Source organism: Chitinophaga caseinilytica, assembly GCF_038396765.1.
In the GTDB taxonomy this organism is placed as follows: Bacteria; Bacteroidota; Bacteroidia; order Chitinophagales; family Chitinophagaceae; genus Chitinophaga; species Chitinophaga caseinilytica.
The window spans coordinates 5,922,708-5,935,661 of record NZ_CP150096.1 but is presented as its reverse complement, the minus strand read 5'-3'; the positions used below and the strand labels follow the sequence as shown (position 1 = coordinate 5,935,661).

The 12,954-nt window shown below is 57.1% G+C and carries 9 protein-coding genes and 1 pseudogene; 4 read left to right on the top strand and 6 right to left on the bottom strand.

The features are described from left to right. Nucleotides 1-17: 17 nt before the first annotated feature. The 6 genes and pseudogenes from WJU22_RS24540 to WJU22_RS24515 form a co-directional block, all read right to left on the bottom strand. Nucleotides 18-1,295, bottom strand: coding sequence for a DcaP family trimeric outer membrane transporter (locus WJU22_RS24540; protein ID WP_341840810.1), 1,278 nt, complete (start codon nucleotides 1,293-1,295; stop codon nucleotides 18-20). Between the two features lie 24 nt (nucleotides 1,296-1,319). Next, nucleotides 1,320-2,771, bottom strand: a complete 1,452-nt coding sequence (locus WJU22_RS24535; RefSeq protein ID WP_341840809.1) for an amino acid permease — start codon at nucleotides 2,769-2,771, stop codon at nucleotides 1,320-1,322. A gap of 36 nt (nucleotides 2,772-2,807) precedes the next feature. Further along, nucleotides 2,808-4,199 carry a glutamate decarboxylase gene (locus tag WJU22_RS24530; protein ID WP_341840808.1) on the bottom strand — a complete coding sequence of 464 codons (1,392 nt, stop codon included), beginning with the start codon at nucleotides 4,197-4,199 and terminating at the stop codon, nucleotides 2,808-2,810. A 569-nt stretch (nucleotides 4,200-4,768) separates the two neighbouring features. Next, complete coding sequence (locus tag WJU22_RS24525) at nucleotides 4,769-5,218, bottom strand: GlxA family transcriptional regulator (protein ID WP_341840807.1); 450 nt, start codon at nucleotides 5,216-5,218, stop codon at nucleotides 4,769-4,771. A gap of 74 nt (nucleotides 5,219-5,292) precedes the next feature. Continuing rightward, nucleotides 5,293-5,625 (bottom strand): annotated as a pseudogene (locus tag WJU22_RS27325) (DJ-1/PfpI family protein); the annotation flags it as partial. Between the two features lie 591 nt (nucleotides 5,626-6,216). Then, nucleotides 6,217-7,743, bottom strand: a complete 1,527-nt coding sequence (locus tag WJU22_RS24515) for an amidohydrolase family protein (RefSeq protein WP_341840805.1) — start codon at nucleotides 7,741-7,743, stop codon at nucleotides 6,217-6,219. Between the two features lie 110 nt (nucleotides 7,744-7,853). On the opposite strand from WJU22_RS24515, the gene WJU22_RS24510 reads away from it, so the two are divergent. The 4 genes from WJU22_RS24510 (at nucleotide 7,854) to WJU22_RS24495 (ending at nucleotide 12,947) form a co-directional block, all read left to right on the top strand. Then, on the top strand, nucleotides 7,854-10,079 hold the full coding sequence (locus tag WJU22_RS24510; protein ID WP_341840804.1) for a beta-N-acetylhexosaminidase: 2,226 nt from the start codon (nucleotides 7,854-7,856) through the stop codon (nucleotides 10,077-10,079). 4 nt (nucleotides 10,080-10,083) lie between these two features. Next, nucleotides 10,084-10,974, top strand: coding sequence for an aldo/keto reductase (locus WJU22_RS24505; RefSeq protein ID WP_341840803.1), 891 nt, complete (start codon nucleotides 10,084-10,086; stop codon nucleotides 10,972-10,974). Nucleotides 10,975-11,064: 90 nt separating this feature from the next. Further along, entirely contained in the window at nucleotides 11,065-11,658 is a 594-nt protein-coding gene (locus tag WJU22_RS24500) for an RNA polymerase sigma-70 factor (protein WP_341840802.1), read from the top strand. Between the two features lie 89 nt (nucleotides 11,659-11,747). Continuing rightward, nucleotides 11,748-12,947 carry a FecR family protein gene (locus tag WJU22_RS24495; RefSeq protein ID WP_341840801.1) on the top strand — a complete coding sequence of 400 codons (1,200 nt, stop codon included), beginning with the start codon at nucleotides 11,748-11,750 and terminating at the stop codon, nucleotides 12,945-12,947. Nucleotides 12,948-12,954 lie beyond the last annotated feature (7 nt).

Sequence of the window (12,954 nt, the reverse complement as noted above, 5' to 3'; positions counted from 1 at the left end):
TTACACGTTTTTGAGGTTTAGAATTTGAACATCGCGGAGAGCTGCAGGCGGTGATTGTCCGCGTTCATACTATCGATGTTGTTCCGGTAACCGTATAGATATTCGATGCCTACTTTCATGAAACCGTTGGGGTACCACAGCAGGTTGCCCACGCCGTAGTGCGACCAGTTAAAATCCGCCGGAGGCTGATAGGCCTTGGGTTTCAGCGTCAGGTACGCCCATCCCACGGTGCTGCTCCATTTGTCTGACCACCAATGGTCGTAGAACCCCATCAAACCGAGCGCCGGTACGGTATTGAGCTTTTTTTCGGGAGAATGGTAGATGGCATCGTATCCGTTGCCGCCGATGTCGTTTAGGTAATTCGCGATCCCTTCGCCATACGCGGCCTGGTATACGAAATTATCCTTGTTCGGCAACTGGAACGCGCCGGTGAGGTTGACGCCCCAGCCCGGCGCGCTTTTGCGGTCGAGCGCGGGCGTTTCGTATGTGAGCGGGTGAAAGGCGCCGGCCAGTTTGATGTGGTTGCCCGTCCCCCAATCGTGCCGGATGCTCAGCACCGCGTCTGGCAACTGCTGCAGGCTGGCGTAGCCGCTGTCTGCGGGCAAGGTGATGTTGCCGCTGGGTTTTTCCAGCGAGACGGCGATTTTCGTATGCTCACCTACCGGTTGCGTGTATCGCACCTGCACCTGCCGGGTGAAAACCATCGAATTCGGACCATAATAATCGAGCGTGTTGGGGAACACGTCGATGTCCATGAAGTTGGACCAATACTGTCCTGCGCCGAAGCGGCCGTATTCGCCCCAGGCGTGTCGGAGGCGGGGAACGGAGGAACCGTCGGGGTTGAAGAGATCGAATTCGAGGATGGTTTTCAGTGAATTTTTCCCGATGGGAATGGTGCCGATGAAGTTGAAACGGGTTTGACGGATGGAGTAGGAAGTGCTCGTTTTGTGATCGTTGGGAATGAGGATGGAACTGGGCTGGAACGCGTCGTGGTTGGACGTGCGGTGGAAGTCGTGAATGGCGTCGAACTGCACGAAGCCGCCGATTTCCAGCGATACGCCTTTGTTGTCTGCCAGCACGAAACCGCCGAACCTGCCCGATTCGATGGCGCTCCTGGTTTGGGAGCGGGGATCGGGGTCGATGCGGTTGATGCGGAGCTCGAGCCTGCGCATGCGGGCTTCGAGCGAGTCGAGGCGCGCCTGGGAGTTAGGATCCTGGCCGCGGGCGTGGGTTACAGCCAGCGTGCCGGCGGCCAGGAGCGCACATCGCGCGGCCAGCCGAAATATTGGTCGCATGTTCATGATGTACGTATTGGTGGATCAGGTTTTTGCGGGTGCGGGTTTCTTTTTGACGGATGCGCTGATGAGGAACGGCGCCGCTACGAAAACGACGGTGCCGATCGCCACTACGCTGACATAGAAGGCTGGACTGCCGACTGGTAGCTGCGTGGGCGGGAAAAACGCCACCACGAAGGAAAACGCCACGGCAATGAACCCTATCCCCGCGATCAGCCACATCCCGGTATTGCCTCCCGGCACCTTGTAGGCGCGCACCAGGTCGGGCTGCGTGTACCGCAGCTTGATGGCCGATGCGTACATGAGCATGTACATGATGAGGTACAGCCCGATAGTGAGGGCGCTGAGCAGGAAGAAAGCCACGTTCACATCGTCCATCACGAAATACAGGCCAGACAGTACCGACACGATGGATCCCTGCACGATGAGGATATGGCTTTGCACGCCGTTTTTATTGGTATGCGCGAGGAACGGCGGCAGTTGCCCGTCTTTGGCGGTCCACAGCAAACCGCGGCTGGGCCCGGATATCCACGACATCACGCCGGCGAGCACGCCGAAAGCCGCGAGGGCGCCCATGATGTTGGTAAGCCAGGGCACGCCCAGCCGTGCGAACTGCTGGTCGAACGCCACGAGCAATCCGCCCTGCAGGTCGATCTGGTCGTACGGGAGCATGGCCGCCATGCCGAGGGAGCCCAGTGTGAAGAGCCCGAAAGAGATCAGCGCCGCGAGGAAAATAGCGGCGGGAAATTGTTTCTGCGGATTGGAGAGCTCCTGTGCATGTACGGCATGTACTTCCACGCCGGCAAACAGCAACAGGATGCCCGCCAGAAATGCGATATCGCCCATGCCGTGAATTCCCGGGACGAGGCGGGGATGGATGCGGCCCTGGGTTTCATGGACGAGGGAATGCTGCTCCGCAGGGATGTTGAGGAACTCCAGCGGATGGCCGCCCGCGAGCCAGATCGCCGCGAGGAGTATGACCGCCACGCCGGGGAGCACGGTGCCGATGAGGAACCCCTGGCTGGAGATCTTCGACACGATGTCTGTCCCCTTAAACGTGATCCACGTCGCGAACCAGTAGATGCCGATGGAGAAGACACCCACGAAAGTGCCGTTCAGGGCCAGTTCCGGCCGGCCGATCATGTAGGCGATGCTGGCCGCGGCGAATGCAAGAACGGTAGGATACCAAACCACATTCTGGATCCATTGCAGGAAAATGGCGAGGAAACCCAGTTTCTGGTTGTATGCTTCCTTCACCCAGGTATATACACCGCCCCCTTTCGCGGCGAAGGCGCTGCCCAGTTCGGCGCCCACCAGCGCGGCGGGCATGAGGAAGAGGAAAGTGGCGAACCCGATGTAGAAGAACATCGTCAGCTCTTCCTTCGCCATCATGGGCAGCCCCCGGAGGGAGATCACCGCCGCCGCTGTCATTAAAGCCAGCTGAACGGTGGAGATCGATTTATTTGCAGATGCCATATCGTTGTTGTTGATGAGGAATAGGATGGTTGCGCGTTAGTGGTGGTAACCGCCGGATTCTTTCTGCGTGGCAGAAGAAGAAACGGGGTGGTTTTTGAAATACTCGATCTCGCGCTTCACGTCGTTGATGAACAGGGTGGCCATATCGCGGCTGAAGCCATGGCGCACGAGTATCCGCTGTATCACCACGTCTTGCATATGGGCGGGAAGCGGGTAAGCGGGTACCTGCCATCCGCGCATGCGCAGCCTGTCTGCAAGGTCGTACAGCGTGAATCCGGGCTTGATGCCGTCTTTCATCTTCCAGCTGGCGCCGGGCAAGCCGCCCCTGCCGTTATAGAAAAGCGTGAACATGCCCAGTTTTTCAATTTCATCGGCGATGTATTGTGCATGGCCGAGGGCAGCTTCCTGCACTTTTTTGTAGCCGCTGCGGCCCAGCCGGATGAAATTGTAGTATTGGGTGATGATTTGTCCGCCGGGGCGGGAGAAGTTGAGTGCGAAGGTGGGCATGTTACCGCCGAGGTAGTCTACGTAGAAGATGAGGTCTTCGGGCAGGTCGGTCCGATCGCGCCAGATCACCCAGCCCACGCCCAATGGGGAAAGACCGTATTTGTGGCCGGAGCCGTTGATGGATTTCACGCGGGGGATGCGGAAGTCCCACACGATCTCGGGGTTTACGAATGGGGCGATGAACCCGCCGCTGGCGGCATCTACGTGCATGGGGATATCGAGCCCTTTTTCCTTTTGGAGTTTATCGAGGCGGTCGCTGATGGCTTTTACGTCTTCGTACATACAGGTGAACGTAACGCCGAAGGTGGGCACAACGCCGATGGTGTTTTCGTCGCAGGCGGCGGCAACATCGTCGGGGTTGAGGGTGAGTTTATCGGGCGAGAGCGGCAGTTCGCGGATTTCCACGTCGAAATACCGGGCAAATTTATGCCAGCAGATTTGGACGGCGCCGGTGATGATATTGGGTTTGCTGGTGTCTTTCCCTTCTTTTTTCCGGCGGTTGCGCCATTGCCATTTGAGTGCGAGGCCTCCGAGCATGGCGGCTTCAGACGATCCGGTGGTGGAGCAGCCGATGGTGTTGGATGCGTCTGGCGAGTTCCAGAGATCGGCGAGCATGTGCACGCAACGGTTTTCGATTTCGGCTGTTTGGGGATATTCGTCTTTGTCGATCATGTTTTTATCGATGGTGAGGTCCATGATCTGGTGAACTTCCGGTTCCACCCACGTCTGGCAGAAAGTAGCGAGGTTCTGCCGCGAGTTGCCGTCGAGCAGCATTTCATCTGACACGATCGCGTAAGCATGTCTGGGGTCCATTTCCGCGCCGGGGAATTTGTATTTGGGCGCCGAGATGGTCAGATCGGAGGATGCGTACACTGCTTCCTTGAAGAATCCCCGAACCGCGTTTTTTTCATGTAATGCCATGTTAACACTATTTATTGGATTAAGGATAATATGGTGATACCGGGCATGGCTTCGCCGGGCGCTGCCGGCGGCGCATGCATATAATAGGGTGCAGTGCTGATGTATCGGAAAGGGTTTACTGTTTGATTAACAGGAATTAATTTGATTTGTTCAACGGCAGTGGGGATGAGGTACGATCGTCTTATTGTTGTTAATGGATCGATAAAGAGATCCATTTTTGAAGGACGGGGTATCGGGCGAAGAGGTTAGCTTTTGATGCACGAGGCCACTGGAGGGATAGTAATGGATATTTTCTGGAGTACGGTGTCAACGGCCGGATAAGCTATCTTTTTTACGCACTAAGCTATCGGCGAGATATGTATAGTCCAGTTTTTTATAGACGAAGTCATCGGACGGAAAGGCATAGGATATCTTTTTGATGCAAGAGCCTATCGGCTGAATAAATCAGCTGGTTTTTTCGATTAGTAATAGGCATTACCTGCATGCATCCGCACATACCTTCTCCACCCCGGTCCTGAAGGGAGACCCGGCTTGCTGGCAAGACAGATTTTTAGAGTCAGTGGAAAGGGTTAACCCGCGTACTTTTCGCGGTATTCTTTGGGGGAGAGGCCAACGATCTTGCGGAACAGCTGGCGGAACGCCTTCGCGTCTTCATACCCGGCCTGGATCATGACGCCGGTAATGTTTTCCTGTTTCCCTTCAAGCAGCTTTTTAGCCGCTTCGATCCGGATGCGCTGCAAATACTCGATGGGCGTTATGCCCGTTGCGGTTTTGAACCGGCGGATGAAATTGCGGCGGCTCACCGGCAGGTCGTGTATCACTTCCTCCACCGTCACCCGGTCCTGGAAACGCTCTTCCATCCGCTGCTGCGCGGCCGTCACCAGCTCATCGTTATGCGCGCGGGAGGGCGACCAGTTCGCGAAATACGACTGCCCCGCACGGTCCATGTCGATGGCAAACACTTTCGCCGTGTAAATAGCCGTACTGCGGTCGCAATACTTTTCGAGGATGTGCAGCAACAGGTGGAAAGTGGACGTGGCCCCCCGCTCGTATACACCCCGCGGTCGTCCGTAACCACCACATCGGCGTCTACGATCACTTCTGGGAATATGCGCGACAGCGCCTCAACGGCCGTAACGTGCGTAGTGGCCCTGCGCTGGTCGAGCAAACCGGTAGCGGCCAGCATAAAAGCCCCCGTGCAGAAGCTCGCCACTTCCGCCCCTTTCGCCGCCTGCTGGCGGACCCACGGAATGAACGCCGAGTTCTCCCGCAAATAATCCGAAATGTTCCCCGGGCGGAATGCCGGGATCAGCACCAGGTCAGACACCGTCACCTCCTCATGGTGCAGCGGCTGATACTGCTCGTCCGGAAACGCGACCGTCCCGTCTTCAGGATGGCGGATCAACCGGATGTCGAAGTAAGGCATACCTGTGTTTTCCTGGTAATAGTGATTAACCGTCTGGAAGACGTCCAGGAGCGCCGCGATGCTGATAGGTCTGTAATGCTTCGTGAGAAGAATGGATAGTTTTTTCATAAATGGCATTGGCGGTGAATGCCGAAAGTACAATTTTTCCGTCACAACCGGCCCCGCCGCACGCATATTTATGCAACAGCCGTGGCGCGTAATCCCCCTCCAATGCTGGGTTCTAACCCATCGGCCGCATTGCACTTTTCAAAGAAAAAGCCGGCACTTTCGGCCGGCTTCGGATGTTTGAATTTCTTGTCAGGTCCGTTCCCCGGACGGCTGCCCGGACGAAAACTCATGCCCGCAATACACGCAATGGGTTAAACCCGCCTGTTTGCTGGACCGGGCCCCGCAGGCCGGACAATCCCTCCCTGGCTTCGGGGTTTCCTGCTCCGGCGGTGGCAACTTCAGGTTTTCAATAATTTCCAGCGGTTTGTGCTTTTCTTCCGTCATTTTACCCTTTTTTCTGATGTAATCGGTGTCGTGCTAATGGCTACTTCCAGACTATCGGTATCTATCCGCTAGTATTAATTCATTAAATATATTAAAAAACTAATAATTGAAAAATCTCCGTGATGAGCGGTAAAAATGACGGGCAAAAAAAAGCCGCTTCCAGTAAAGGAAACGGCCCTGGTTTGTTCCAAAGGATTTGGCTGGTTTATATACCTGCGGCTGTACGCCTGGCTGTTTCGGCCAACAGGTTATCGAGATAGGCGCGGTCTCTCCATTTCCCCCGGAAACGAGGCCGCGGATCTTTTGCGTGTTGTGGATGTCGTCCAGCGGATTGGCGTCGAGCAGCAGCAAATCCGCGTGCATGCCAGGCGCCACGGCGCCGTAGCCTTTCCGCCCCAGGAACTTCGGCCCGTTGATCACGGAAGCTTTCAGCGCCTGCTGCGCCGTCATCCCGTATTTCACCATCAACGCCAGCTCTTCGTGCAGCGCCAGGCCGGGATAGCAGTAGGAATTGAGGTACCCCGCATCGGTGCCCGCCAGGATCGTGACGCCGGCTTCCACCAGGTCGGCCAGTACGGCGGCGGATTTTTCGTAATTCGCCTTGCGAAACGCGATGGCCGTGGCATCATGCTTCCCGATGCTGTTGATGCGCCCGGTGTAGGTGCTTTGCAGGCCGCGCCCGATGTATCGCAGGTAATCGTCGTGGCTCCGGTCGTATTCATCCCAATAGGAAAGAATATGCCCGAGGCTCAGCGTAGGCGTTACCGCGGTGCCTTTGGAGGCCATGTAGCGGAACATTTTCAGCGCGGCGGTTTTATCGTAAGTGGCATTGATCCTGTCTGTCAGCGCGCGGCCTTTCAGCGTGCCGGCGGCTACCTGTGCACTGATGCTTTCCTCTTCCGACGAACCGGCTTTCAGCAGGTAAGGGATGTGCTCGACGGAGCTGAGGCCCGCGTCCACGATCGCTTTCATGGGAATGGCGTAGGGCACGTGGCCGGAAATGGCGAAGCCGCGCTTCCGCGACTGGCGGATGCTTTCGAGGTACAGTTCGGGCTGGAGGGTGTTGTCGGTGATCTTCACGAAATCGACGTGCAGGCCCTGCAGGGAATCGAGGGCTTTGGCGAGCTCTTCCTTCGTTCCGATCTCGATATCGCCTTTCCAGACAGATTTGTAGCCTTCGAGCTTAGGCCCGGAAGTGAATATGTGCGGGCCTTCCAGGAGCCCCTTGGCGATGGAGTCGCGCCAGGGCAGCACGAAATGACTGATATCGGCGGCGCAATCCCGCACGCCGGTTACGCCATAGGCGAGCATGAGCGGGAGCAGGTTGCGGTTCTCGTGGGCAAGGGTGTCTCCTCCGCCGAAATGCATATGGTTGTCCCACAGCCCGGGCATGAGGAATTTGCCGGAACCGTCTACCACCACGGGCGCGGTATGGCGCAGTTTACCGTCTGGGGTGACGGCCACGATGCGCCCGTTTTTCACCACCACGGCCTGTCCGGAAGCGGTACGGCCATGCTCCACGTCGATGACGGATACGGAGCGGATGATGAGATCGGCGGGCGCTTTTTGCGCGCGCGCACCGGAAAACACGGCGGCGAGCGATAGTAACAGGAGCGTTCGTTTCATCCCGTGAAAATACGTGCTGCCCGTTTCACCGGATGGTACATGCTGAAACAATCCCGGCATTTTTATACGGAAATAGTAATTTCACCCCGGTTAATTAACACAGTGAACAAATGAAGCGACTCGGATTGATCGCGCTGCTGGCCGCAGGCATGCAGGCGCAGGCGCAAACGGGGCGGGTGAATGTTATTCCCGCGCCGGTACAGGTCCAGGAACAGACCGGACAATTTACCATCACCCCTCAAACCGCTATCACGGCGGATGCGCCTTTCGGCGAAGTGGCGGCCCTGCTGTCCGAACACTCGGGCATGCCTTTCCGGAAAGCCGGCATGGGCAACGTCCGCATCCTCCGCGAAATCACGCGGCAGGTGGCGGATAGCGCAGCGTACAGATTGCTCATCGGTCCGAAGGAAATACGGATTTACGCATCCGGACGCGCCGGTGCCCTTCATGGAATATATACCCTCTTGCAGATCATGGCCACGCAACCCGACCCGAAAATCCTACCGGCGGTTGCCATTTCGGACCGGCCGCGCTTCGGGTACAGGGGGCTGCATCTCGACGTATCCCGCCACTTCTTCCCCCTCACTTTCGTGTACAAATACATCGACCTCATGGCGATGTACAAGATGAACGTTTTCCATTGGCATATTACCGACGGTGCCGGCTGGCGCCTCGAGATCAAAAAATATCCGGCGCTCACCCAGAAAGCCGCATGGCGCACGCACGCCAATTACATGGAATGGTGGAAAAGCCCGCGGCATTATGTGGAAGAAGGCAATCCCAACGCCTATGGCGGCTTTTACACGCAGGACGAAGCCCGCGCCGTAGTGGCATACGCCGCGCGCCGGGGCATCACCGTGATCCCGGAAATCGAAATGCCGGGGCATTCGGAAGAGGTACTGGCCGTTTACCCGCACCTTTCCTGCGCGGGCGAGCCTTATAAACAATCGGAGTTCTGCCTGGGCAACGATAGCACTTTTACTTTCCTCGAAGATGTGCTGCGCGAAGTGATGGATATCTTCCCTTCGCAATACATCCACATCGGCGGCGACGAAGCTGATAAATCTGCCTGGAAGAAATGCCCCAAATGCCAGCGCCGCATGAAGGAGCATGGCCTCGCCAACGAAGAAGCCCTCCAGAGCTACGCGGTGAAACGCATGGAGAAATTCCTCATCGCCCACAACCGCAAACTGATGGGCTGGGACGAAATCCTCGAAGGCGGCCTCGCGCCGGAAGCCACCGTCATGAGCTGGCGCGGCGAGAAAGGCGGTATCACGGCCGCTTCCGAAGGGCACGACGTGGTGATGACGCCCGGCGGTTATTGTTATTTCGACAGCTACCAGTCAGACCCGTCTACCGAGCCCCTCACCATCGGCGGCTACCTTCCGCTTTCGAAAGTATATGCCTACGAGCCCATCCCCGCCGAGCTTCCCGCAGAAAAAGCCCATCACGTCCTCGGCGCACAGGCGAACGTGTGGGCGGAATATATGCCCACCACCTACCAGGTGGAATACATGGTGTTCCCGCGCATGATCGCCCTGTCGGAAGTACTGTGGTCGCAACAGGAAAAACGCGGATGGGAAGATTTCAAGACCCGCCTGCAGGCGCATTACCGCCTCCTCCAAAGGAAACAGGTGAATTACTACCGCCCGTCGTGGCAGCTGGAACCGAAAACGGTGATCGACACCATTCGCAAACAAACGATCGTTTCCTTCCAGACCGAACAATTCCAACCCGTGGTCCGCTATACGCTCGACGGCTCGCGCCCCACAGCGAATTCGACGTTGTACGTAAAACCGGTGGAAGTCCCCGGCACTGCAACCCTCACAGCCGCCATCTTCCGCGACACGATGCTCATGGGCCGCCCCGTGACCGTGCCCGTCAATTATCACAAGGCGATCGGCAAAACCGTGACCTACAACGCGCCCTGGAGCGGCAGTTACCCTGCGCAGCAAGCGCAAACCCTCGTCAACGGCTACCGCGGATCGCTCACCTATGGAGACGGCCAATGGCAGGGGTTCCTGGGCAAAGGGGTAGACGTAACCATCGACCTCGGCGAATCGCAGCCGCTGGAAAGCCTTTCCATCGGGTTCATGCAACTCACCGGCCCCGGCGTGTACATGCCGCCGCATGTGCAGGTGCAGATAGCTGATGACGTGCGCGAGTTGGCGTTGACGGCAACGGTCACCATGGAAAACGACGTACCGCCCACGCACGAAAAACTCATCTTCAAGGATTTTAAATTCAACCTCAGCGGAAGGCACGGCCGCTACATCCGCGTGATAGCACCGGTGCAGAAGGGTTTCCTGTTCACGGACGAGATTATCGTATATTAGAAGTATGAACTACGCGAACCTCGGCAGCAGCGGGCTGCGCATCAGTGAAGTGTCTTTCGGATGTATGTCGCTCGGGATGGACGATGCCGCCAACGCGCGCATCCTCCATCGCGCCCTGGAACTGGGCATCAACTTTTTCGATACGGCAGACCTGTACGACAAGGGCTTCAACGAAAGCACCGTCGGCAAGGCGCTGAAGGAAAAACGGAAAGACGTCATCATCGCCACCAAAGCCGGCAACCAATGGCGGGCCGACGGGTCGGGGTGGGACTGGAACCCGCGGAAGGAGTACATCCTGGCGTGTGCGGACAAAAGCCTGCAGCGCCTGCAAACCGATTACATCGACCTGTACCAGTTGCACGGCGGAACGATGGATGACCCGATCGATGAAACCATCGAAGCGTTCGAGCTGCTGAAACAACAAGGGAAAATCCGCCATTACGGCATTTCTTCGATCCGCCCCAACGTGATCCGCGAATATGCGAAACGCAGCAACATCGTAAGCGTGATGATGCAATACAGCCTGCTCGACCGCCGGCCCGAAGTTTCCTGTCTTCCCGTTCTCGAGCACCATAACATCGGCGTATTGGCCCGCGGCAGTCTGGCAAAGGGTTTGCTGGCGGGGAAGCCCGCCGTCGACTATCTCCACCTTTCGAAAAAGGAAGTGGAAAATGCGCAGGCCGCAATTGTAGAAGTGTCCGGCAAACACCGTACGCCCGCGCAATCCGCCATGAAATTCGTGCTCATGCATCCCGCGGTAACGAGTGCGGTGGCGGGTTTGCGAACGATCGAACAATTGGAGGACGCGGCCGCGGAAGCGCCGCGGTTCAACGAAGCGGAATACGAAATGCTTACCGCCAGTGTGCCGGTGCGGGAATATGAAAATTATGTCTGACTTTAATTTGGTAGTATTCGCTTTTATTTTTACGTTTGATGGTACAGGGGTAGTATATCAACAGTCAACCAAGCGATAATTTATTTCTCCTTGCAAGCCAACAAGCTATACGATGAACAATTGATTCTGCGGAAGATTGCAGGAGGCGACGAGCCTGCATTCAGGGAATTATTTGACGAATACCGCGGACGGCTTTTCGCGTTCGTTTCGAAATTCATCCGGTCGGAGCAGGTGGCCGAAGAGCTGGTGCTCGACGTTTTCATGAAAATATGGCTGGGGCGCGAACTGCTGGTGCAGGTCCGCAATTTCGACGCGTTCCTTTTCAGGGTGGCGCACAACAAATCCATCGACTTTCTGCGCGCAGCGGCCAAAGACAGCGCCCTCCGCGAGCTCCTCTGGGACGACATCCAGGCGGCTGCCGGGGAGCGGCCGGATATGCAGTTGCAGCAACGCGAATTCGAAGGGAAATTGCGCAGGGCGGTGGAATTGCTTCCGCCGCAGGCGCGAAAAGTATACCAGCTCAGCCGCGAATCCGACATGAGCCACGACCAGATCGCCACCCAATTACAGATATCCCGTTCCACCGTCAACAACCACATCGTAGCGGCGCAGCGGTTCATCCGCAGCTACCTGTCCAGGGAAATGGACCTGGCCCTGCTGATCCTCTTCCTGGGCAGGGTATAAAAAAATATTTCCGCATCCACTAGTTACTCCCGTTTTTTTATCCGTCTTACTTCATTGACAGCCGCAAACGCTGCCTATCCAACATTTGCATGAACGATCAGGAACACAGTAAATGGGAATTGCTCTGTAGCCGGTACCTCAGCGGAACGATCTCGCGGGAGGAACTGGACGAAATGCTGCGCATGGCGGAGCATGGCGACGATTTGCCCGGACTGTCGGCCGTTATGCGCCGGAACTGGGACGATGCGAAGCAAAGCAGCGCCGGTTCGCACCTCGACTGGAGCGATAAATACCGCCAGTTGATGGAAGAAGCCGAAGCGATCAGTCCTGCCATACGACAGGAGATCCCCATCCGCCGGCAATCCTGGAAACGCCTGGCCGCTGCGGCCGCAGTGCTGCTCGTATTGGGCTTGGCGGCGTGGCTCTTCATCAGCCGGCGGTCTGCCGATCAAAGCTACTCTCAACATATAGCCACCCAATCCGGGCGCGACATCCTGCCCGGCACCCACGGCGCGATACTGACGCTGGGCAACGGCGACCGTATTGTGCTGGACAGTGCCGGCGCGGGTACGCTGGCGGTGCAGGGCGGAATGGCCGTGATCCAGGGCAGTGGCGGGTTACGGTATGACGGGAAGGAAAATCGCGGGAAGGATGTGGTGTTCAATACCGTGCAAACGCCCCGAGGCAAACAGTTCCGGCTGCTGCTGGCAGACGGTTCGGCCGTGTGGCTGAACGCGGCGTCATCGATCCGGTTCCCGGCGGCGTTCACCGGTGCGGAAAGGCGGGTGGAGATCAGCGGGGAAGCGTATTTCGAAGTGGCGAAACAGGATGGGATACCCTTTGTGGTGATGAGCCGCGGAATGGAAGTACGGGTGCTGGGCACGCATTTCAACGTGCAGGCGTATGAAGACGAGGCGGCCATGGAAACCACGCTGCTGGAAGGGAGCGTGGAGATTTCGGCAGGCGGCCAGCAACGGAGGCTCCGGCCCGGCGAGCAATCGATCGTGAACGGGGAAGGGGAGATCAAGGTACAGCATGAAGTGAACACAGACGCCGTGATGGCGTGGAAAAACGGATATTTTTCTTTCGACCAAACCAGCCTTTACGCCGTGATGCGCCAGTTGGCGCGTTGGTACGACGTGGAGATCGAGTATGAAGGGCGCATCCCCGACAGGCGTTTCGGGGGCGATATTTCCCGGAACTCGAAGGCATCGGAAGTACTGCGCATTTTGGAGGCATCCAACGTGCATTTCAGGATAGAAGACAAGAAAATAATAGTAATGCCTTAATGGAAAC